This is a genomic window from Mesorhizobium sp. M0060 (genome assembly GCF_040323155.1).
In the GTDB taxonomy this organism is placed as follows: Bacteria; Pseudomonadota; Alphaproteobacteria; order Rhizobiales; family Rhizobiaceae; genus Mesorhizobium.
The window spans coordinates 43,221-64,919 of record NZ_JAMYUP010000003.1; the positions used below are offsets into that span (position 1 = coordinate 43,221).

Consider the following 21,699-nt stretch of genomic DNA (forward strand, 5'->3'; position numbering starts at 1 on the left):
GCGCCCGGTAGGAGTCATCAGCCTTGCGGCGGTTATTGGGGGACTCCATCCCCATCGGCCTGTAACCTAGTGCATCTTTGCAGTTCGTCAAAATTGCAGTTCGTCAAAATGCTTCACAAAAAGGTGCTGGTCATCGCTCGCGGCGAAACCAATGACGGATTCCTGGAGACTGGAGGCGGCCATGGCCGGAAGCGAACGCGCGAAAATGGCGGCGGGCGAGTGGTATTGCTGCCTCGATCCGGAACTGGAGACGCTGCGGATCACGGCACGCGACGCGGTGTTCGAGCACAACAGCCTGCCACCCCGGCAGCGCGGCGATATCGGGCCTGCCTTGCGGACGCTGCTCGGCGCTGCGGGCGCGGGCGCTCGGATCGAGGCGCCGTTCCACTGCGCCTACGGCTTCAACATCTTTCTCGGCGGCCGCGTCTTCCTCAATGCCGGCTGCACCGTCCTCGATACCGCGTCAGTCCGCATCGGCAGCGGCACGTTGCTTGGCCCCAATGTGCAGATCTACTGCGCCGAGCACCACAAGGAGGCGGCTGGGCGGCAGGCGGGTCTGGAGATCGCCAGGCCGATCGAGATCGGCGAGCACGCCTGGATCGGCGGCAATGCCATCATCCTCGGCGGAGTCAGGATCGGCGACGGCGCCATCGTCGGCGCAGGTGCGGTGGTGACGCGCAATGTGGCGGCGAACACTACTGTCGTCGGCAATCCGGCGCGGCCAATCAGGCGCGGCTGAGCATCCTTTGCTCCGGTAGGAGGTCATGTCCTCGTCCCGATAGGAAAGCAGCTGGTGTCACTTGGCCGGAGGTGGATGCAATCGCGTGTCGAGCGCAAACGCCTCCTGAATCTTCATGGCGTATGCCCCTCTGGCGACGCTCGCGTCGAAGATCAGGTTCCAGCTATAGTGCGATACGGCGCTCGGAATCACCACGAACCGGTGTCGTTGTAGAAGACCGTCGCCGAACGCCTGCTGCCCGGAGCTCGGAATGCCCGGGCGCAGCCAATTGGGGTTGGGCACGGCGGCGGGGTCGACGATATGCACATCCGTGACATCGCTGACGATCGCTGCCGTCATAACATGCGCTATCGTGTCGAGCGCCCTGAAGCCCTTATGGACGGCAACTTCTAAGATCGCAGTCGAAGGATCGATCGAGCAGTAGACCGCGCGCACGCCCTTGCTGTTCCAGCGTCCGCCGACCCTGTATGCGCCCTCGCCGCTGTCCCATGTAGACGCAAACGCGGCCTGATCGAGGCGCCATCCGATGAGATCGGAGCCACCAAGCGCTGCCGGCAGGGGCGTCATGCATAGACGCCATATTCAAGCCGCTCGAGATAGTCTTCTACAAGCTCGACACCCGCCGGCGTCGCCAGGAGATCGATTGGGCGGCGCTGGTCGAGCCCGATCGCCGGGCGCTCCAGCCATTGCTCAGCTTCCGCCTGCGAACCGAACACGTCGGTCGCTTTCGACAGGATCTCCGCGAACTTCCAGGTTCGTCCGCTCTGATCCTGATTGAGAGGCTTGGAGGGGACATCCTTGCGGCGCTGATAGGTGCGCAGGCTCATGCCGACCGCCTTCTCGAGCGAATCGGTCTTCTGGATGAAGACGAGTTGCCCAATGAGATGGTCCAGCGCCGAAGCCGGCAGGCCGTGCAGAAGCAACTCATGGGCATCCAAAGCGCTGCCGAGCTGTCGTGACAGAATGCGGGCGCCGCCGAGCAGCCTGGCCACCTTCTGCAGGTCGCTGCCGCCTGCCTTTGCAGCGGCCTTCTCCAATGCCATTGCCATGGGGGTTGCCTCTTTGCGTCATCTGTCGCTTTCATATATGACACGTGACGCGAACTATTTCAATGACGGGCAGGATCGAGGCAAAGCAATCCCTTCAAGAGAAAAGATAGCCTACAACTCGGGCTAGATGGCAATTCGACGTCGGCGCCGCCCCTCATCTGCCTGCCGGCATCTTCTCCCCGTAAAGTGACGGGGAGAAGGGGCCGGCCGCGACCTCCGCACCCTTCCTGCAACGCTGGAGATTGGCGAAATCGTTCGCGAAGGCGTCTTTCTCCCCGTCACTATACGGGGAGAAATGCCCGGTAGGGCAATGAGGGGCAGTGCAAACTTGAAGCGATTGCCTGGGATCGAGAGCCGGCGCCAGTCAAATCTCACCTTGGCGTGTGCGCCACGCGCTCGCCCTCAGCGCTCTTCGAGAACTCGCGCCGGTACTGCACGGGCGAGGTCCTGAGCCGCGCCGCGAAATGCTGGCGCAGCGAGGTGGCGCTGCCGAAGCCGGCCTCGAAGGCAATCGTGTCCATCGATTTTTCCGTTGCTTCCAGCAGCCGCTGCGCCAGCTGGACGCGCTGGTCGGTCAGCCAGTCGCCGAAACTGGTGCCGATCGTTTTTTGGAAGCGGCGCGTGAACGTCCGGCGGGTAAGGCCGGCGAGACCGGCAACGCTGTCCAGACCGTGCGGATCACCCAGGGTTTTGCGCACCGTTTCGAGAGCCTGGGTGAAGCGGTCCGCATTGTCGGTCCTGGCGATGGGGCGTTCTATGAATTGCGCCTGCCCGCCCTGCCGATGCGGAGAAAGCACGATCTGCCGGGCGAGGCGAAGCGCTGCCTCCGCGCCATAACGAGCCCGTACGACGTGCAGGCAGCAGTCGAGCCCGGCGGCGACGCCGGCGGATGTCACGACATCGCCATTGTCAATGTAGAGCACTTCCGGTTCGACGAGAATGTCGGGATAGAGTGCCTGCAGCTGATCCGCGTAGGCCCAGTGCGTCGCTGCTCGCCGCCCCGTAAGCAGTCCGGTTGCCGCGACAGCAAACGTGCCAAGGCACAGCCCGACGATCAGCGCGCCGCGCTCGTGCGCGCCAAGCAACGCCTCAATCAGTGTCGTCGGCGGTGAGATCCCGAGATCCTTCCAACTCGGCACGATGACGATGTCGGCGTCATCGAGCGCGGAAAGCCCATGCGGGACGCTGATGGTCAGTCCGGCATCGGTGCGGATCGGCCCGTCCTCAATCGCGCAGACCCGGAAGTCGAATCGCGGCAGGCCGAGCGACGTGCGGTCCGCGCCGAACACGAGGCATGGCACGGAGAGATGAAACGGGCTGATGCCATCGAAGGCGATGGCGGCGACGACAGGATCGGTCATGGAAGCACCAACAGGAATAGGACCCGATTGTCCTAATTCTTTCGAACAATGTCAATCGGGACACTTTTTGCGATCCTGCGCCGAGCTTATCCTTCACCCATCAATGCCAACGAGAAAGGAAAACCCATGTTGGAACCAGCCAAAGGCAAAGCTCCACGCCGCGCCCTCATCGTCATCGACGTTCAGAACGATTATGACGGCGGCAACCTCGCCATCCAGCATCCGCCGTTCCGCGAGAGCGTCGTCAATGTAGCGCGAGCGATGGACGCGGCCACCGAGGCAGGCGTCAAGGTGGTGGTTATCAAGCAGTTGGCACCGGAAACCTCACCGGTCTTCGCCAAGGGCAGCCATGGCGCCGAGTTGCACCCGGAAATCGCCAGGCGAAGCCGCGACCACTACATCGAAAAGAACTTGCCGAGCGCCTTCACCGGCACGGATCTCGAGGAGTGGCTGCGCGCCAACGCTATCGATACGATCACAGTCGTCGGCTACATGACGCATAATTGCGATCTGTCGACGGTCATCCACGCCGTGCATATGGGTTTTGAGGTGGAGTTCCTGGCGGACGCAACGGGGTCGTTGCCCTACGCCAACAGCGCCGGCTACGCCTCGGCGGAGGAAATCCACCGCGTCGTGACGATCGTCCTGCAGTCGCGCTTCGCGGCCGTTCTCAAGACAGCCGAATGGATCGACTGCCTGAAGACCGGCGCGGTGCCGAAGCACGATACACCCTATGCCTCCAACCAGCGCGCACTGGCGCGAAGCGCGGCGTAGGAGACTATTGCGAACAGGCAGAAGGGCGCTGCAGCGTTGCGGCGCCCTTTGCCGTTCGAGCGTTGATTATCCTTAGAACAGGCCTTCGATCTGGCCCATTTCGTTCAGGAAAATCTTTTCCGAGGACGGCGCTTTGGGCAGGCCGGGCATGGTCATGACCTCGCCGCAGATGATGACGACGAAGCCGGCGCCGGCAGACAGCCGGACTTCGCGCACCGGCACGGTGTGGCCGGTCGGCGCGCCACGCAGATTCGGGTCGGTCGAGAAGGAATATTGCGTCTTGGCCATGCAGACCGGCAGGTGGCCGTAGCCGGCGTGCTCCCAGGCGTGGAGCTGGTCGCGCACCGATTTGTCGGCGATCGCTTCGGAACCGCGATAGATGCGCTGGACGATGGTGTTGATCTTCTCGAACAGCGGCATGGCGTCGGGATAGAGCGGGGCAAATTGCGATGCACCGGATTCGGCCAGCGCCACGACCTTGTTGGCGAGTTCCTCGATGCCGGCCGATCCCTGAGCCCAGTGCTTGCACAGGATCGCCTCTTCGCCCATCGAGGCGACATAGGCCTTCATCGCCTGGATTTCGGCATCGGTGTCGGAATAGAAATGGTTGATGGCGACCACGGCCGGCACGCCGAACTGGCGGATGTTCTCGATGTGGCGGCCGAGATTGGCGCAGCCCTTCTTGACCGCCTCGACGTTCTCCTTGCCGAGATCTTCCTTCTTGACGCCGCCGTTCATCTTCATGGCGCGAACCGTCGCAACGATGACCGCCGCCGCTGGCTTCAGACCGGCTTTGCGGCATTTGATGTCGAAGAATTTCTCGGCACCAAGATCGGCGCCGAAACCGGCTTCGGTAACGACATAGTCGGCAAGCTTCAGCGCCGTCGTGGTGGCGACGACGGAGTTGCAGCCATGCGCGATGTTGGCAAAGGGGCCGCCATGGACGAAGGCCGGGTTGTTCTCCAGCGTCTGCACGAGGTTGGGCTGCATGGCGTCCTTCAAGAGCACGGCCATGGCGCCGTCGGCCTTGAGGTCGCGGGCATAGACCGGCGACTTGTCGCGGCGATAGGCGATGATGATGTCGCCGAGGCGCTTTTCGAGATCCTTCAGATCGGTCGAGAGACACAGGATAGCCATTACTTCCGAGGCGACGGTGATGTCGAAACCGGCTTCGCGCGGGAAGCCGTTGGCGACGCCGCCGAGCGAACAGATGATCTCGCGCAGCGCCCGGTCGTTCATGTCCATGACGCGGCGCCAGACGACGCGGCGGGTATCGATGCCGAGCTCGTTGCCCCAGTAGATGTGATTGTCGATCAGCGCGGACAGCAGATTATGCGCGGTGGTGATGGCATGGAAATCGCCGGTGAAGTGGAGGTTCATGTCCTCCATCGGCACCACCTGTGCATAGCCGCCGCCGGCGGCGCCGCCCTTGACGCCGAAATTCGGTCCGAGCGAGGCTTCGCGGATGCAGACGATGGCCTTTTTGCCAATGCGGTTGAGACCGTCACCGAGGCCCACCGTCGTCGTCGTCTTGCCTTCGCCGGCCGGCGTCGGGTTGATGGCGGTGACGAGGATCAGCTTGCCGTCCTTGTTGCCCTTCACCGATTTGATGAACTCGGCCGAGATCTTCGCCTTGTCGTGGCCGTAGGGCAGCAGATGCTCACTCGGAATGCCGATCTTCTGGCCGATCTCCTGGATCTGCTTCTTCCTGGCGCCGCGCGCGATCTCGATGTCGGACTTCACTTCGGCCATGACGGCTTCCCTCTGGATTGGACGGATTTGACTAGTGTGGTCGCAAGAACAGCTCGGCACTGCAGGCGCGGGCATGTTCTACCCTTGTCCCTGCCGCGGCGTCAACTTTCATGCAACTATGTTTCCTACGAAGAAAATATTTCCGCAGCCGGGTGCCCTGCTACAGGTTCTTTTCGCGCCGGTTGCCGCGCCGTATAGAAGCCAGAGCAGGCGCCGTTCCGCCGTCTCAAAACAGCCGCGTAATACGCGAAAAACGACAGAAGCAACGGCGCAAATTCACCAGCGCCGGCTGTGCGGAACGATTCGCTACTGCGTCAGCACGTTGCTGATCTCGACCATGTTCGAGCGCACTCTGAGCACGTAAAAGCCCATCGTCGTCAGATGCGTTGGCAACAGCCAGCCGTCCTCGCGGCCATTGGCGATGATGAAGGGCTGGATGCGCAGCGCCGAGACGAACTGGGAGTCCATGGTGTCCCACAGGTTCTGCAGGTGCTTTTCCTTGATGACGTCCTCGAAATCGGCCTGCGCGCCCTTCATCAGCCCGTAATAGGCATAGAGCTGGCCATAGGCGAACCAGAAGCGGTCGTCGGCGCGGGTGTCGAACCAGCCATTATTGTGGTTTTCGGCGCGCTCCTTGAGGATCGCCGAGGTCGAGCCGATGTCGGACGAGATGCGGTCGATATACTGCTTGAGATTGTCGGCGCGGGCGTCGAACGTCGCCTGGCAGGCTGCCAGCCGGGCGTTGAAGGAACGCAGCTTGCGCACCGCGTCGCGATAGTAGCTCGGCGTCGGTGTCTTGGGACCGAACGGGTTCAAGCCGAAGTACCAGGTTTCCTCGTCGAACTGCAGATTGCCGCGGGCATCCTGCAGGTCGGCGTCGATCTGCGAAGTGGTGCGGACACGGCCGAGATTATCGGCGAGCTCGGTGGCCGTGCGCCGCACCGCCTGGTTGATGCCGCGCTGGAACGAGGCCTTGTTGTCCATGAACGGCGTGTGGTCCCAGTCGATGCCGAACAGGCCGAGTTTGTAGAGGATCATCGACGACACCCAGGCATTCTGGTTGACGTTGAAGTCGGTCAGGTCGGCCGCCACCTGGGCAATGCCTGAGTTTCCGCAGGTCTTGGCCGTATCGGTGCCGGCACCGGCGGAAAGCTGTTCACCGGCGGAGCTGTTGCGTTTTTCGAAGGTGTATTTGTCCACGTAATTCGGGTCGAAATTGTTCCACCACTGGGTGGCGTAGAAGAAATTGACATAGAGGCCGATCAACACGAGCACAGCCAGGCCGAGCACCGCCTTCAGGATCCAGCCGCGTTGCGTGTACCAGCGCCCCGCCCACAGGAACGGCCACAGGATCGCACCGATGAGCAGGCCGATGCCGCGGCCAATCCACTGGAAAATCCGGGTGAAGAAATTCACGATCGGATCAAGCATGGCGATGTCACCCCTCAGTCAGTCAAGCCGTAAAGGCGTGTGCGAAACGCCACCTTGTCCTTCAAATATGTGGTTTTCAGAACGTCCACAACATGCGATCGCCAGGCATCGCTGAAGCCGTCATAATCCCTGTAGAAGCCCGGCTTGTTGAAGACGTAACGCGAGACGAAGTCCTGCGGCACGAAATCAGAGATCAGCTGGTTGGTCAGCCAGGCGTCGGGATGGTCCGGTTTGGCGCGGATCACCAGGAAGCGCTGCTGCGGGAACACATCCTCGATCTTGAGATGGCCGAGCTGGGCGATCTCGCGCTTGGCGGCGTTGAGGAAAGGAAAATTGCTGTCCTTGGTGATCAGATCGGCATGGCCGTGGATCCAGGTCTGCAGCCAGACCTTGTCGACGTCGGTCAGATTGCGGTCGGGCTCGGTGTCGCGGATCAGCGCGCGCACCACCATTTCGGCGCGATGTTCGAGATAGCCTGAGGTTTCGATCCATGAGGCGCGCGGCAGCTCGATGCGGCCGGTCGAGGCGAGGAACTTGAAAACCTTGTCGGCGTCGTGGATCGAGAGGTAGCTCACCTGCCATGGCCGCGAGCGGCGGAAGCCGGGCGCTGACGGGTCGCTGATCACCGTCGTCACGTCCGGATCGACGAACACATAGAGCCCGCCGAAATGGCTGGTCCAATAGGCATTGTGGCGGAAGATCACCTGGTCCGGCACAAGCGCGTTCTCGCGGATGTCGCCGCAGACCTTCGCAAGCTCGACCATGCGGGCCAGCATGGCGTTGTCGCGCCAGGCATCCGGTTCCTGCTTCAGCCGGTCGACCAGCTTGCCGAGTTCGGCGGCCTTGCCCAGCACGTCCTCGGCCGACAACACCTTGAACTCAACCTGGTTGATCGACAGCAGATCCTCGATGTCGTCGACCTTGGGGACCGAATCCTCGATCTCGCCGTAGATGACGTCCTTGATCGTCAGTGCATCGATGGCGCGCTGGTTCTTCGACATGAATTCGAACATCAGCAGCGAGGTGTTGGAGAATGCCGTGTGCACCACCGGCAGGTCGATCTGCGACGGCGTCAGGATGATGAAGCGGCGGTTGACCTCGTTGGGATCGAGATAGCTGTAGTCGCCGCATTCCTCGGCGACCTGCGGCGAGAAGCCGGTGCGGTCGATCTCGAAGCTTTTCAGCTTGGTCGGCTTCAGGCCGAAGGCGACCATCGCCTTGTTATAGCGCTGGATGAGATGCGGCTCGTCGACCGTCAGCAGCCGGCCGTAGATCAGCTCGTTGTCGCGCAGCAGATCGGGTTTCTTGGTGGGGGTCATGTTGACGGCACCGAAGGAATTTCAGCCGAAGGACGAAGCGCCAACGCTGACGCCCCCCTCTCCCCGTGAAGAACGGGGAGAGGGTAAGGGTGAGGGGCGGCGCGAACGGTCAAGGACATGTCTCTCCATAGCCTTTGGCGGCGACAAATCGAAGATCATGCGTTTCGATATGGCGTTCGAGGCGTCCTTCGATCGCAGCCAACACTGTTTCAAGCACTTCTTCCCGGTCCTTCAATACATCGACGTTCCAAAAGCGCAGGATGGACCAGCCATTCGAGACGATGAAGCGATCTCGGGCTCGATCATATTTGCTGCCGATATGCTGACTTCCATCGACTTCGACGACAAGCTGACAGTCTCTCCAGGCGAAGTCGGCAAAGTAAGACCCTATCGGGAACTGCCGCACGAATTTATAGCCGTTCAGCCTGCGGTCGCGCAGTTCCATCCAGAGCGCGGTTTCCGCATCATTGTCGGATTGACGCAGGCGCCTTGCTCGCTTGGTCGTCTCGATTTCTGGCCCACGCATGCGCTGCCCCTCACCCTTACCCTCTCCCCGTGAAGAACGGGGAGAGGGGGCGTCAGCGTCTGGGCCAGGTCTTTCAGCGTTGCTGTGCGAGCTTATCCATTGCACCAGTGGCATCCGGGGAGAAGGAAGAACCTCACCCATTCCACAGCCCCTTCTTCTTCATCTCCTCGATCTCGCGGACCGCACGGTCGCGCAGGCGGGTGTCGCGGATCAGCTTGGTCACCGCCGCATCGTCGGATTTGTCGGAATAGCGGAATTCGGAATCCGCGTAGCGGTTGATCTCCTGCATGACCATGTCCATCGAGAACGGCCCGCGCAGTTCCTCGATCATCGCTCTCTTGTCGTCGTAACCCTTGTGCATGAAGGCTTCCGGCTTTTCGAACCACTCGTCGGGCAATTCGATGTCCATGGCGCGCATCTTGATCGCATCGGTGACGTTCTTGATGGCGCGTCCGGTGAAACGCGGCTCGGCATCCTTGATCAAGTGCAGATAGGTGCCGATATCGGCCATCGACTTCGGCGCGCCGTTCTCCTTCATGTAGCGCTCATAGACCTTCATCAACCCGTCTTCCTGCGGCTTCTCATGCTCCTCATAGGCCTCCATCACCGCGCGCTGGATTTCCTGAGCGGCATAGAGCTTGTGGTCGCCGAGCGGGATCTTGTGGTTCTTGCCGGCGAGCAGAACGAAGATGTCGATATAATCGTCGCGGCTCTGCGGGCCGTCGACCAGCCAGCGGGCGCCGGCGCGCTGGCGCAACGCGTCGTCGACGTTCTCGGGATAGTTGGAAAACATGCCGAACGAGCAATTGCCGCGCACGACGGTGGCCGCGCCGGCAAACGCGTCCATCAAGACACCGGTGATTTCCTGCTGGCCGGCCGAGGCGCGATCGTCGGACCGGCGTGCCGCCACCTGGTCGATATCGTCGATGGTGCCGAAGCCGATGACGCGCGGGTTCAGCACATTGTTGATAAACTGGCGGCAATTCTGGCCGGACTTGCCCTGGTAGGAGGAGATCTGGTCGACACCGAAATTCTCGTAAGCAAAGGGATAGCCGGCGACCTGGCAGTAGCCGTTGAGCAGGCCCGCGATCATCTGGATCAGCGTCGTCTTGCCGGTGCCGGGCGCGCCGTCGCCGATGAAGGTGAACAGGAAGCCGCCAAGCTCGACGAAGGGGTTCAGCTCGCGCTCGAAGTCGTAGGCCATCAGCATCTTGGCCAGCTTGACCGACTGGTATTTGGCGATGTGGTTGCCGACGACCTCTTCCGGTTTTTTGAACGTCATCACCAGCGGCTTTGCCCGCTTGCCGGGGGCGACGTCGAAACCATCAAGGGTAAAATCGTCGACGTCGATGCGGATATGGGCGTTCTCGAACGGGCCGATGCCGTCGAAGCGGCCCTTTCGCGCCAGCAGCCCGTCGATGGCAGCGCGGGCGAAGGCGCGGGCACGGGTCATCAGGTCGGCGTCGTCCTTTGAGCCTGATATCGCCCTGTCGAGGCCGGCCACGATCGACTTCACCGCATCCTGCGGCGTGTCGAACAAAAAGTCCGGCTCGGGCGTGTCGTTCGGCGCCTCGCCGTCGCTGTCGATCAGCTGGAACAGATAGGAGGCGAGGCTGAAGGCGGAGATGTAGGCAGAGGCCGACAGCAGCTTCTTGAAAGTGGCGGCTTCCTCGCCTTCGAGCGGCGCGCGGGTGTTTTTCGCCTGCAGGCTTTCGAGGTCCGAGCCTTCGGCAAAGACATCGGATATGGCCAGCGCAATCGCCAGCCCACGCCGGGCGCGAAATAACAGCGTGTGCTGCGGGATGGTCAGCAATTGGTCGTTGGGATGGACGGCGGCGACGGTTTTGGCGAGCTCGACTTCGCGGGTGCGACGAACCGAGCCGACCGAAACGGTCGAGACGAAGCGGCGGTTGGTGCCGGCGAGCGCGGTGCCGGATTCGCGCGACGGGTCTTCCAGCACGACAATGCGGGTGATGAAGCTCTGCGCCGTGGCGCGGTGCTTCTCGATTGCCGCTTCGGAGATCGTGGTCAGGCCGGTGTCCATAAGGGGAGCTCCGCGATTTGACGGTCAGACGTCGCTGATGACCTGCCCTTTGGACAGGATGTGGACCTTGTAGCCCGAAAAGATCTTCTGCGCCTCGCCGGCGGCGTAAAGCGCCTGATAGGCCTCGTGCGGGATCAGCGCGTGATTCTCATAGCTCGACACGCCCTGGCGTGCGGCCTCGAGATCGTCGGTATTGATGAAGAATTCCTGCGTTGTCTTCTCGCTCGAAAACAGCCCCTTACGGCCGGGCTTCTCGGCCTTGGAAAAGACCTCCTGGATGGTCCAGGTCAGCAGCCAGGCGTTTTCCGGCTTGCGCACCTTGGCCAGGACTTCGCTCACCGTCGAATTGTTGTCGGTAATCCCTGCAGAATAAAACGGGCCGAGCACAACGCGACGCAGCTGCTTGGGATGCAGCGACTCGAAATCCTTGTCGAGGTTGACCGCGATCGTCGCCGGCGACAGCGTGTAGGCGGAATTCTTCTCGGTGAAATCGTCGAAACGGTGGGCGAGCTCGGGATTGAGCAGCCCGTCGACCGGCAGCGGAATGTCGACCCTCTCATTAAGCTTGCCGCTGCTGTCGACCAGCTGCCGGATCATGTCGTCGGAGGAATCCTCGACCGTCGCCATGTAGACCAGCGGCAGGTTGGCGCTGCCGTCGAAGCAGGCCCAGTGGACCAGATAATAGGGCCGCAATGTCTTCGGATTGACTGAAACCTTAGCCGTCTGCGCCAGCGTGAACGGGCCGAAGGTGGTCCCGCTCTTGACGTCTTCGAGATAAAGCCGCTCGGCCATCGACTTCTGCAACGCTTCGGGGAATTCCTTGTGGCGCAGGATGAAGTCGGCCATTTCCTCGCGCAACTCGCTGGCCAACGGGATGACGGCGAGACGGCTGTCGGCCTGGAGGCGGTCGTTTTCCAACTCCAGCAGGTTCTGGAAGACCGGAAAGCCGCTCTCGGCGCGCGAGATGCGGAACGTCTCGGCAAAACCCAGCCGATTGCGCCAGCATGAGAACGACTTGTCGAGCCGCGCAATATATTCGGCGACGACCTTGGCGACGATGCCATGCCGGTAGAGCGGCGAGCGATCGTCGCGCATGAACACTTCGAGGCCGCCAAGTGCCGCCGCGATCGCTGAGAAATAGCGCGCCGCCGCTTCGTTTTCGGGAGTCATGCTGCCAGCCCTTGGGAGCAGTGCACGTGCAGCAATTACGACTGCACGTAATTTGCCGAATTGTGCTTCTTCATCACATCGTCGAAGCGGCGGGCGAAGGCATCGTCGGCGAGCTTCTTGCGGCGCTGGATGTCGGCGGTGGCGACCATGTTCTTCTCGTGCATTTCAAGCAGATCGCCAATGTGCTTCTGCGAGGCAGCACCAATGCCGGCCATGGTCTCTTCGGCGGTGTTGTCGACCTGGCTGCCCAGCGTGTTGATCTTGTGGGCGACATCCTGCTGGGCGGCGGTCTTCAGCGAATCTTCGAGCGCCTTGTACAGCACGATGCGCTGCTCGGTATCGATGGTCAGCTTGTTGATCAGCGTCGACTGCGCCGCGATCTGGTTGTTGAGCGAATCGACGAACGTCTGGAACATCGAGGTGTAGCGCTCCAGCGTCTGGCTTTCGGCGAGCAATTCTTGCTCCTTGGCCTGCTTCTCGTTGTATTCCGTGGCCAGTTTCGAGCGCTCGCCTTCAAGCTGCGTGCGCTCCTTCTGGCTGGTCGAGGCGGCGATCTTGTTCTCGATGTCAAGCAGCATCGGGTTGAGCTGCTCGATGCGCTTCTGCACGGTCTCGAGGTTGGTCATCGTGGTCTTGCGGCGCTCGATCACCTGCGACAGGCTGGCTTCGGAGGTCTTGTAGCGCGTATCGAGAACCTGCTTCTGCGCCTTGAGAATGCCGACGATGGTGTCCGATTTCGCCAGCAGCTCCTGCAAATTGCCGGCCAGCGACATGTTGCGGACGCGGTCGGTGCGCATGCGCTGCTTGCGCTGGCTGGAGAAGACGCCGACGAAGTTCTCCCAGCCGGTGTAGTTCTTCATGCTCTCGAATTCGGCGCCGAAGACGTTGGTGGCGTCCTCGAGGCCGATGATCAGGTCGGCGATATTGCCTTCCATCACCTTCTGCTGCTTCAGCACATCCTCAATGCGGGCATTCTCGATGTCGAAATTGGCGTCGCCGATCTTCTTGTCGGCGGTGGCGAGCGTCTCGAGCACAGTACCGGACTGCTCGATCTTGGTGCGCATGTCCTGCACGACCTGCTTGGTCTTGGCAATCTCGGCATCGAAATTCTGCAATGTCGCCATTGGGGCCTCCCGCTTCGGCATCGGTTTCGTTTCGCAAACCGCCGCGAATATATGTGCCGCGTTTGGCGAATGAAAGACGGAAGACATGGGATTACAGGAAAACAAAAGAATTTCAGGAGGCCGACCGCAGGATAGTCAGGCAATGATTACGGTGTAACTGCCGTCCGGTCAGACACCGCTTCAACCGCGGCTGGACTTTAGGTCGGGAGCGACGCTCAGGGCTTGGGATCGGCCTTGAGGTAGGCGATGACATTGGCGATGTCGTCGTCGCTGGTCAGGCCGGAGAAGGCCATTTTATTGCCGGGGACCTTCTGCCGCGGCGCGCGCAGGTATTCGGCAAGGTTTATTTCGTCCCAGACCAGGCCGGCGGCGCCGGCGTCCTTCATCCCCTGCGAGTAGCGGCTGAGATAACTGTCCGCGGTGCCGGCGGTGCGGCCGACGACACCCAGCAGATGCGGGCCGACCTTGTCGCGGTCGCTCGTTGCCTCGTGACAGGCCATGCATCTGTTGAAGACCTTCTTGCCGAGAGCGGCATCGCCGTCGGCATGCGCGGCAAGAGCGCCGACGATGAGGAAAGCAGTTGCAGATGAGATGGCTCGAAGCATGGGAACTCCCCGACGGCTCTGGCTGAGAGGTTTTGAAAATAGGAAGCAGGCCTTAACAAGCGCCGCACGATGGCGCGATTGCCGAACGAATGTCGGCTGGGCGGTCGGATGGAAGCAACGCGCTGGTCAGGTTTTGATGAAGCCGATGAAATCGTCGGGCATGGCGCGGCCCATTTCCTCTTCCCAATGGCGGCGGCAGAGTGAGACATAGACGTCCTTGCCGATCGTCACCTGTTCGCCCTGTTTCGCCACCTTGCCGTCGGCGCCGAGGCGGACCACCATCGTCGCCTTGCGGCCGCAACGGCAGATGGTGCGCACCTCGCGCAGGTCGTCTGATATCGCCAGCAGGGCGCGCGAGCCGGAAAACAGCTTGCCCTGGAAATCGGTGCGCAGGCCATAGCACATGACCGGGATGTTCAGCCGGTCGGCGATGCGGGCGAGTTGCCAGACCTGATCCTCTTCGAGGAACTGCGCCTCGTCGACGAAGACGCAATGCACCGTGGCGTGGTCGTGATGCTCGGCGACCCGGGCAAACAGATCGTCGCCGTCGCGGAACATCTCGGCCTCCGTCTCCAGGCCGATGCGCGACGAGATCAGCCCGGTATCGCCCTTGCGGTAGTGGCCGGCGATGAACAGCATCGTCGTCATGCCGCGCTCGCGGTAATTGTACGAGGCCTGCAACAGCATCGTCGTCTTGCCGGCATTCATCGTCGCATAATGGAAGTACAGCTTGGCCATGCCGTCCTTTTAAGCCGAGTTGCAATAAAGCGGGGAGGGGGAGCGCCTACATTCCACCGGGAAAAGACGACTTCCATCCGTAAAGCGGCGGGCGTGTCGCTGATCGGCCAGCCTGCGCCGTTGTTCGTGATTGCCTTAGTGCTTGAAACCGCAGCAGAATGGTGTTTGGCTGACGGAACAAAGGTGGAGATAAAACCGCCACTTCGCTTCACCGAGAACTGAAATGGGAGAATTTCTATGTCGCGCATGAATTCATTCGTCGCCGGTCTCGGCCTGGCGGCTTTTCTATCCACGACTGGGGCCTTCGCCGGCGATGCGGAAAGCTGCAAGACGGTGCGCATGTCCGATGTCGGCTGGACCGACATCCAGGCGACAACCGGCATAGCCTCGGTGCTGCTCACCGCACTTGGTTATGAGCCGAAGGTCATCCAGCTTGGCGTGCCGGTAACCTACGAATCGCTCAAGAACAAAGACGTCGATGTTTTCCTCGGCAACTGGATGCCGTCGATGGCCAGCATCATCCAGCCATTCACCGCTGACGGATCTGTCGAGACCATCAGCGAGAATTTGGCGGGAGCCGGCTATGGCCTAGTGGTGCCGACCTATGTCGCGGATGCCGGCGTCAAGACGCTGACCGACCTCGGCAAATTCAAGGACAAGTTCGACGGCAAGATCTACGGCATCGAAGCCGGCAATGACGGAAACAAGATCATCCTCGATATGATCGCCAAGCCGGAAGACAATCTCGCAGGGTTTGAGTTGGTTGAATCCTCGGAAGCTGGCATGCTTACCCAAGCCGACCAGGCGATGAAAAACAACGAATGGATCGCCTTCCTCGGCTGGACGCCGCATCCGGTGATGGGCGCCATGAAGATCACATATCTCGGCGGCATGGGCGACAGCGGCTTCGGCGCCGCCACCGTGCATACTAACGTGCGCAAGGGCTACACCACCGAGTGCCCGAATGCCGGAAACTTCATCGCCAATCTGAAGTTCAATCTGGACATGGAAGGCGAGATAATGGACGCAATCATCAAGGGCGCCGATGCCAACACGGCAGCGGGCGACTGGCTGAAGAAGCACCCGGACGCGGTCACGCCCTGGATTGCCGGCGTGACCACTTTCGATGGCGGCGACGCCGCGGCAGCCGTCAAAACTGCGCTCGGGAGCTGAGCCGGCTTTGAATTCAAGGTAACCAACCAAGAAGGGCAGCCATCTTAAAAGGCTGCCCTTTTTCATGTGCTGTGACAAGATGACCGTCCGGCTAGGATGGCGCGCCGACAGAAGAGGGGAAGATGGATCCGATTTCAAAATTCCTGGTCAGCTACAAGATCCCCGTAGGCGCTTGGGGAAAGGCCTTCTTCACCTTCCTCACCGACAATTTCAACACCGTCCTGAGGGCCTTTTCCAATGGTCTAAATTTCCTGCTCGACGGGATGGTCGACGGACTTCTTCTGTTGCCGCCCGTCCTGCTCATCGCGCTGATCGCATTGCTCGCCTATGCCCTGCAGCGTTCGAAGGGGCTGGCATTGGCCGTCTTCCTCGGACTGCTGTTCATCCTCAACCAGAACCTGTGGAAGCAGACGGTGGAGACGCTGGTGCTGGTGGTTGCCGCCGCCGCCACCTCGATGGCCATCGGCGTGCCGCTCGGCATCTGGGCCGCGCACAAGCCGAAGGTCTACCGCATCATGCTGCCGGTGCTCGACCTGATGCAGACGCTACCGACCTTCGTCTACCTGATCCCGGTGCTGACATTGTTCGGGCTCGGCAACGCTCCCGGCCTCATCGTCACCATCATCTTCGTCATCCCGACCTCGGTCCGTCTCACCCATCTCGGCGTCACCTCGGTGCCGAAATCGATCATCGAGGCCGGCGAGGCCTTCGGTGCCACCAGGCGCCAACTGCTGTGGAAGGTCGAATTGCCTTCGGCGCTGCCCACCATCATGGCCGGCTTGACCCAGTCGATCATGCTGTCGCTGTCGATGGTGGTGTTCGCCGCTCTCATCGGCGCCGGCGGCCTCGGCACCGAGATCAACCGCGCGTTGGGTTCCAGGAAAATCGACCTCGGGCTTGAGGCAGGGCTGGCCATCGTCGTGCTCGCCATCGTGCTCGACCGAATGACGCGCATCGGCGTGGGAGGCAAGAAATGACCGTCGCCGTCGATTTCAGAAATGTCGACATCGTCTTCGGCGCCGACCAGGCAGGCTCGCTGGCGCTGATCGACAGCGGCGCCACTCGCGCCGAGATCCTCGAACAGACCGGCAACGTGCTGGGCTGCGCCGGCGCCAGCCTCACCGTGCATGAGGGTGAGATCTCGGTGCTGATGGGGCTTTCCGGCTCCGGCAAATCGACGCTGCTCAGAGCCGTCAACCGGCTGAACGTGGTCTCGCGCGGCCAGGTGCTGGTCAAGGACGGCGACGGCACGGTCGACGTTGTCACCTGCGACGAGGCGACGCTTCGGCGGTTGCGGCAGAAACAGGTGGCGATGGTGTTTCAGCAGTTCGGCCTGCTGCCGTGGCGCACAGTGGAGGAAAATGTCGGCCTCGGCCTCGAGCTCGCCGGCGTGCCTGAAGCCGAGCGCAAGAAGCGGGTGACCAAACAGCTGAAGCTGGTTCATCTCGACCAGTGGTCGAAGAAATACGCGCATGAGCTTTCCGGCGGCATGCAGCAGCGCGTCGGCCTGGCGCGCGCCTTCGCCACCGAGGCGCCGATCCTGTTGATGGACGAGCCGTTCTCGGCACTCGATCCGCTGATCCGGACCAAGCTGCAGGACGAGCTGCTGCAGCTTCAGGCCGAGCTGAAGAAGACCATCATCTTCGTCAGCCACGATCTCGAGGAGGCGCTGAAGATCGGCACTCACATCACCATCATGGAGGGCGGGCGCATCGTGCAGACCGGTGCGCCGGAAGACATCGTGCTGCGGCCTGCCAACGACTATGTCCGCGACTTCATCGCCAATGTGAACCCGCTTTCGGTGCTGACCGCCTGGAACGTCATGCGCGACCGTCGCGACCTCGAGCACGGAGAGGACGGCTGGGTGTGGCTCGATCGGCGCAAGACGACACGCTTCAAGATCGACGAGCATGGGTTGGTGGCAGCGGCCGAGCGCGACGGCAAGCCGGCGGTGTGGGTCTCCTGCGCCGATGTCGAGGCCCAGCCGGAGGAGACGGCGCAGGTGTTCTGGGCCAATCCCGGCACTTCGCTGAAGACCGTGATGCTGGCCATGCACCGTTCGCAGACCGCACCCGTTGCGCTGTTCGACGACCAGTCGCGCTTCGTCGGCGCGATCGGCGTCAGGGACGTTCTGAGCGCAGTGTTGCGGCGCTAGAAAAACAAGGCCGAGCTTGGTCGCGTCCGCCTCTGTCCTGCCGGACATCTCCCCACAAGGAGGAAATTGGCTGTCATGGCCGGTTTCGCCACTCCAAACTTCAAAGAAAAGTCGCCGTCAGCGAAACTGCCAATCTCCCCCACGTGGGGGAGATGCCCGGCAGGGCAGAGGGGGGGCGCGAAGGAACGCCGGCTTAGCCCGATACCGCAAGCTAAACCGCCAGCGGCAATCTCAGTTCCGTCAACAGGCCGCCATCGGGATGGTTGGACAGGCTGACTTCACCGCCGGCGGCGCGGGCGATGTTGCGGGCTATGGTCAGGCCGAGGCCGAGGCCGCCGGTCTGACGGTTGCGCGACTGTTCCAGGCGCACGAACGAGCCGAACACGGCGTCGAGCTCGGCTTGCGGTATGCCCGGCCCTTCGTCATGGATCGCCAGCGTGATTGTCTTGCCTGATTGACGCAGGCTGAGATGCGCCCTCTTGCCATAGGTCACGGCGTTCTGGACGAGGTTGGTGACGCAGCGCCGGAGCGCGACCGGCCGCGCCATGCAGATCAGGCCGCGCGAGCGCGCGTCGTCATTGTCGAAGGAGACCTCGTCGAAGCCGTCGGCGATCGATTCCACCAGCGACCAGAAATCGATCCTCTCGCTCTTTTCCTCGGTCACTTCGAAGGTGGCGAAGTCGATGACCGAGCTGGCAATGCCTTCGATGTCGGCGAGGTCGTGCGCCAGTGCGGCGCGGACGGACGAATTCCTCAGCAGTTCGAGGCGCAGCCGCATCCTGGTCAGCGGCGTGCGCAGGTCGTGCGCCAGTGCGGCCGCAAGATGCTCGCGGTCCTCGACGTAGGCGCGCAGCCTCGCCTGCATGGCATTGACCGCCTTTGCCGCGGTACGCACCTCGCGGCTGCCGCTCTCGGCGATCGGCGGGCTTTTCACGTCCTCGCCGATCCGCTTCACCGCGGTCTCCATCATCCGGTAGGGCGCCGTCAGCCGGCGCAGCGACCAGATCGAGGAAGCCACCACCAGCCCGGCGATCAAGGCATAGAGCGGCAGGCTATCGAAGCTCAGTATCGGTCCGGCCGGTGTGTTCGGCTCGGTGAAGTTCAGCCATTGGCCGTCGGCAAAGCGAAGCGAAGCGGTCAGCTTGTCGCTCTGGGCGAAATCGGCCGCCAGCACCAGCAGGTCGCGCTCGACCTGGCCGATATCGGGGCCGGCGACCGTCCCACCGGGAGCGTCGGCTTCGTGCGTTGCCGGATCGCGGCGGACCCGCGCGTCGGTGATGCCGAACTTCGATAGCCGGCCGACCAATATGTCCTCCAATTCGGCCAGCTCGTCGTCGCCGGCTATCGACGAAGTAACAGCGGGCGTGCCGGAGACGGTGAGCGCGTAAGTGGCGTTGAACAGGCCGGAGGCCGTCGCCTTGCGCTGTTCGGGGGTGGCGTCATGCATCAGCTGTACCAGCGAGAAGGCGCGGTCGTTCAGCCGGTAGAGATCGACGACGTCATTGGCGGCGGCACGGTCGCGCGAAACGATGTAGAGGGTCGCGATCTGGCTGATCAGCAGGCCGGCGATGACGATGAGCAGCACCCAGACCGGCAGCGTTTGCGGCAGGATGCGTCTCATTCGGAGGTCGTCTCAGGCAGGAACTGATAGCCGCCGCTGCGCACAGTCAGGATCAACTTCGGCGTTTTCGGGTCGTCCTCCATCTTGCGCCGCAGCCGGCTGACCAGAATGTCGACGCTGCGGTCGAAGCTGTAGCCGCTGTCGCCGCCGGACAGCTCGATCAGCTGCTCGCGGCTCAGTACGCGCTGCGCGCTCTTGACGAAGGTCTGCAGGAGATTGAACTCGGCCATCGTCAGCTCGATCCTGACATCGCCGGGCGCCATCAGCCGGCGGCGCGAACAGTCCATCGTCCAGCCGGCGAAATGGTAGATCTGCCGCGAGGCGGCGCGTCGCGGCTCGGCGGCGCCATTGCGTCTCAAGACGGCACGGATGCGTGCGAGCAGCTCGCGCGGATCGAAGGGTTTCGGCACGTAGTCGTCGGCGCCCATCTCCAGGCCAACCACGCGGTCGGTGGTCTCGGTGACCGCGGTCAGCATGATGATCGGCGTGGAATAATTGGTGCGCAGCTCGCGGCAGAGTTCCAGCCCGCTCTTGCCGGGCAGCATGACGTCCAGAACGATAAGATCGACCTGGGCGCGGCGCAGGATGGTTTCCATCTCGATGCCGTCGGCGGCAACCAGCGTGTGCAGCCCCCGCTTCTGGAAAAACTCCTGAAGCAGGTCGCGAATGCCCTTGTCGTCGTCGACGATCAGTATGTGGGGGTCGGATTTCACAAGGAACCTGTCATTTGTGGATCGCCCAAGCCGTGCTTCGGCCGTCAGCCAGACGATAGAATTCAGGCCATAAGTTGGCCAGTGGAGATCGGTGGCTCGATCCGGGCTGCCCAGAAACAATCCAGAAACAAAATTCTACAATCCGGAAAAACTGCCGAAAAAAATCAAAGGCATAAGTGGTGCCGTGGCGGTCAGATCATCGGCTGCGACACGCGTTACGGGATTACGGACAGACCAATGCAAAGGTTCTCGATCAGTCTGATGGGTGCGTTGCTTTCCATTTCGCTCGTCACGGCCGCGGTCGAACAAGCCGATGCAAAGCTGGCCGATGCGAAGGTGGCCAATGCAAAGGCGGCCGATGCAAAGGTGGCGACCACCCGCAGCGAGCGTTGCATCGATCTGAACCGCCAGTTTGACGAAGCCCTCGAAACCCATGCCGCGGCAACGCAGGTCACCGCGGCGAAAGCACTTCAAAGAAAGGGAAACCGGTTCTGCGCCAACAAGAAACAGGCACAGGGAATCCGGACGCTCGCGAACGCTTTGAAGCTGCTTGGAGTGACACCGATCGATCCCGTTCAGTGACACTCAATCCGATCTGCACAAAAAAGGAAGTGAAGCCATGAAAAAGTCCCTCCTCTCCGCCCTCGGTCTCGCCATCGCGCTGGCCTTCTCGATGCCGGTTCTCGGCGCCAGCAGCGCCAATGCTGCTACCACCACCCCGGCTGCGACGACCACAACGACGACTGCGCCGGCCAAGGCCGTGAAGAAGGTCGCTGCCAAGAAGACCGTCAAGAAGCACAAGAAGCACGCGGTCAAGGCAGCTCCGAAGGCCTGATCAAGCGACATCTTTTACCCCAAGAGAAGACCGCTCCAGTTGCGATTTGCCTGGAGCGGTCGTCTTTTTGTTGCGTGCGAGACAGTACGGCGTTCCCGGCCCACTCGCCCGTTGAACGCCAGCCGGCAGTTCCCACATAGGCACGGACTTGTGAACTGCACGGCCGGGAAACCGATCGCGTGCGGTTGAATGGACGACCGCTGTTGCCCATGCCAAAATGACCGCAAAGCTGTCGCATGCAATTGCTGGTCCGATGCCTGAAATCACGACAAAACCCGGTACCAGCACGAAGCCGAAGGTCGAACGGCCGAAGCTCTACAAGGTGATCCTGGTCAATGACGATTTCACACCGCGCGAGTTCGTCGTGACGGTGCTGAAGGCCGAGTTCAAGCTCAGTGAAGACCAGGCGCATAGGGTAATGATCACCGCGCACCGGCGCGGCGTCTGCGTCGTCGCCGTCTTCACCAGGGATGTCGCAGAGACCAAGGCGGCGCGGGCAACCGATGCCGGCAAGGCCAAGGGCTACCCGCTGATGTTCACGACGGAGCCGGAGGAGTAGAGCGGTTCGCT

At 61.8% G+C, this 21,699-nt stretch carries 23 protein-coding genes and 1 riboswitch; of the genes, 9 read left to right on the forward strand and 14 right to left on the reverse strand.

Annotation, left to right across the window (positions count from 1 at the left end):
• Nucleotide 1: 1 nt before the first annotated feature.
• Nucleotides 2-62, reverse strand: a riboswitch (Fluoride riboswitch).
• Between the two features lie 119 nt (nucleotides 63-181).
• Nucleotides 182-739 (forward strand): sugar O-acetyltransferase, encoded by a 558-nt coding sequence (locus NKJ94_RS04155; RefSeq protein ID WP_352523116.1) that lies wholly within the window; start codon nucleotides 182-184, stop codon nucleotides 737-739.
• Nucleotides 740-796: 57 nt separating this feature from the next.
• Here the strand turns inward: NKJ94_RS04155 and NKJ94_RS04160 are convergent, their stop codons facing one another.
• From NKJ94_RS04160 to NKJ94_RS04170, 3 genes are all read right to left on the reverse strand, one after another.
• Complete coding sequence (locus tag NKJ94_RS04160; protein ID WP_352523117.1) at nucleotides 797-1,306, reverse strand: RES family NAD+ phosphorylase; 510 nt, start codon at nucleotides 1,304-1,306, stop codon at nucleotides 797-799.
• Nucleotides 1,303-1,788, reverse strand: coding sequence for a type II RES/Xre toxin-antitoxin system antitoxin (gene parS / locus NKJ94_RS04165; protein WP_352523118.1), 486 nt, complete (start codon nucleotides 1,786-1,788; stop codon nucleotides 1,303-1,305). Before parS ends, NKJ94_RS04160 begins: the two co-directional genes overlap by 4 nt.
• A gap of 371 nt (nucleotides 1,789-2,159) precedes the next feature.
• A complete protein-coding gene (locus tag NKJ94_RS04170) occupies nucleotides 2,160-3,149 on the reverse strand; it encodes a helix-turn-helix domain-containing protein (protein WP_352523119.1) in 990 nt (329 codons plus the stop codon).
• Between the two features lie 126 nt (nucleotides 3,150-3,275).
• On the opposite strand from NKJ94_RS04170, the gene NKJ94_RS04175 reads away from it, so the two are divergent.
• Nucleotides 3,276-3,923 (forward strand): cysteine hydrolase family protein, encoded by a 648-nt coding sequence (locus NKJ94_RS04175; protein WP_352523120.1) that lies wholly within the window; start codon nucleotides 3,276-3,278, stop codon nucleotides 3,921-3,923.
• Between the two features lie 72 nt (nucleotides 3,924-3,995).
• Here NKJ94_RS04175 and NKJ94_RS04180 read toward each other — a convergent pair whose 3' ends face one another.
• From NKJ94_RS04180 to NKJ94_RS04220, 9 genes are all read right to left on the reverse strand, one after another.
• Nucleotides 3,996-5,675 carry a formate--tetrahydrofolate ligase gene (locus NKJ94_RS04180; protein WP_352523121.1) on the reverse strand — a complete coding sequence of 560 codons (1,680 nt, stop codon included), beginning with the start codon at nucleotides 5,673-5,675 and terminating at the stop codon, nucleotides 3,996-3,998.
• Between the two features lie 306 nt (nucleotides 5,676-5,981).
• Nucleotides 5,982-7,106, reverse strand: a complete 1,125-nt coding sequence (locus NKJ94_RS04185; RefSeq protein ID WP_352523122.1) for a DUF2333 family protein — start codon at nucleotides 7,104-7,106, stop codon at nucleotides 5,982-5,984.
• 14 nt (nucleotides 7,107-7,120) lie between these two features.
• Nucleotides 7,121-8,425: a DUF6638 family protein gene (locus NKJ94_RS04190; RefSeq protein ID WP_352523123.1), complete on the reverse strand. Its 1,305-nt coding sequence runs from the start codon at nucleotides 8,423-8,425 to the stop codon at nucleotides 7,121-7,123.
• A 109-nt stretch (nucleotides 8,426-8,534) separates the two neighbouring features.
• Nucleotides 8,535-8,951, reverse strand: coding sequence for an endonuclease domain-containing protein (locus tag NKJ94_RS04195; RefSeq protein WP_352523394.1), 417 nt, complete (start codon nucleotides 8,949-8,951; stop codon nucleotides 8,535-8,537).
• A 133-nt stretch (nucleotides 8,952-9,084) separates the two neighbouring features.
• On the reverse strand, nucleotides 9,085-10,995 hold the full coding sequence (locus NKJ94_RS04200) for an AAA family ATPase (RefSeq protein ID WP_352523124.1): 1,911 nt from the start codon (nucleotides 10,993-10,995) through the stop codon (nucleotides 9,085-9,087).
• Nucleotides 10,996-11,019: 24 nt separating this feature from the next.
• Entirely contained in the window at nucleotides 11,020-12,165 is a 1,146-nt protein-coding gene (locus NKJ94_RS04205) for a hypothetical protein (RefSeq protein ID WP_352523125.1), read from the reverse strand.
• A gap of 35 nt (nucleotides 12,166-12,200) precedes the next feature.
• Nucleotides 12,201-13,289: a hypothetical protein gene (locus NKJ94_RS04210; RefSeq protein ID WP_352523126.1), complete on the reverse strand. Its 1,089-nt coding sequence runs from the start codon at nucleotides 13,287-13,289 to the stop codon at nucleotides 12,201-12,203.
• Between the two features lie 215 nt (nucleotides 13,290-13,504).
• Nucleotides 13,505-13,894 carry a c-type cytochrome gene (locus NKJ94_RS04215; RefSeq protein WP_352523127.1) on the reverse strand — a complete coding sequence of 130 codons (390 nt, stop codon included), beginning with the start codon at nucleotides 13,892-13,894 and terminating at the stop codon, nucleotides 13,505-13,507.
• A 126-nt stretch (nucleotides 13,895-14,020) separates the two neighbouring features.
• The gene (locus tag NKJ94_RS04220) at nucleotides 14,021-14,632 is read right to left on the reverse strand and encodes a thymidine kinase (protein WP_352523128.1); all 612 of its coding nucleotides are present in this window, start codon (nucleotides 14,630-14,632) and stop codon (nucleotides 14,021-14,023) included.
• Between the two features lie 93 nt (nucleotides 14,633-14,725).
• Between NKJ94_RS04220 and NKJ94_RS04225 the strand changes: the two genes are divergently transcribed.
• The 4 genes from NKJ94_RS04225 (at nucleotide 14,726) to choV (ending at nucleotide 17,960) form a co-directional block, all read left to right on the forward strand.
• Nucleotides 14,726-14,854 (forward strand): hypothetical protein, encoded by a 129-nt coding sequence (locus NKJ94_RS04225; RefSeq protein WP_352523129.1) that lies wholly within the window; start codon nucleotides 14,726-14,728, stop codon nucleotides 14,852-14,854.
• Between the two features lie 15 nt (nucleotides 14,855-14,869).
• Entirely contained in the window at nucleotides 14,870-15,805 is a 936-nt protein-coding gene (gene choX / locus NKJ94_RS04230) for a choline ABC transporter substrate-binding protein (RefSeq protein WP_352523130.1), read from the forward strand.
• 122 nt (nucleotides 15,806-15,927) lie between these two features.
• Nucleotides 15,928-16,782, forward strand: coding sequence for a choline ABC transporter permease subunit (gene choW / locus NKJ94_RS04235; protein WP_352523131.1), 855 nt, complete (start codon nucleotides 15,928-15,930; stop codon nucleotides 16,780-16,782).
• A complete protein-coding gene (gene choV / locus NKJ94_RS04240) occupies nucleotides 16,779-17,960 on the forward strand; it encodes a choline ABC transporter ATP-binding protein (protein ID WP_352523132.1) in 1,182 nt (393 codons plus the stop codon). The genes choW and choV overlap by 4 nt, the downstream gene beginning before the upstream one ends.
• 211 nt (nucleotides 17,961-18,171) lie before the next feature.
• Here the strand turns inward: choV and NKJ94_RS04245 are convergent, their stop codons facing one another.
• Nucleotides 18,172-19,581: an ATP-binding protein gene (locus NKJ94_RS04245; protein ID WP_352523133.1), complete on the reverse strand. Its 1,410-nt coding sequence runs from the start codon at nucleotides 19,579-19,581 to the stop codon at nucleotides 18,172-18,174.
• The gene (locus tag NKJ94_RS04250; RefSeq protein WP_352523134.1) at nucleotides 19,578-20,294 is read right to left on the reverse strand and encodes a response regulator; all 717 of its coding nucleotides are present in this window, start codon (nucleotides 20,292-20,294) and stop codon (nucleotides 19,578-19,580) included. Before NKJ94_RS04250 ends, NKJ94_RS04245 begins: the two co-directional genes overlap by 4 nt.
• Before the next feature lie 237 nt (nucleotides 20,295-20,531).
• On the opposite strand from NKJ94_RS04250, the gene NKJ94_RS04255 reads away from it, so the two are divergent.
• The 3 genes from NKJ94_RS04255 (at nucleotide 20,532) to clpS (ending at nucleotide 21,688) form a co-directional block, all read left to right on the forward strand.
• Complete coding sequence (locus NKJ94_RS04255) at nucleotides 20,532-20,876, forward strand: hypothetical protein (protein ID WP_352523395.1); 345 nt, start codon at nucleotides 20,532-20,534, stop codon at nucleotides 20,874-20,876.
• A gap of 37 nt (nucleotides 20,877-20,913) precedes the next feature.
• Nucleotides 20,914-21,129, forward strand: coding sequence for a hypothetical protein (locus tag NKJ94_RS04260; RefSeq protein WP_352523135.1), 216 nt, complete (start codon nucleotides 20,914-20,916; stop codon nucleotides 21,127-21,129).
• A gap of 253 nt (nucleotides 21,130-21,382) precedes the next feature.
• On the forward strand, nucleotides 21,383-21,688 hold the full coding sequence (clpS, locus tag NKJ94_RS04265; RefSeq protein WP_352523136.1) for an ATP-dependent Clp protease adapter ClpS: 306 nt from the start codon (nucleotides 21,383-21,385) through the stop codon (nucleotides 21,686-21,688).
• The last annotated feature ends 11 nt before the right edge of the window (nucleotides 21,689-21,699 follow it).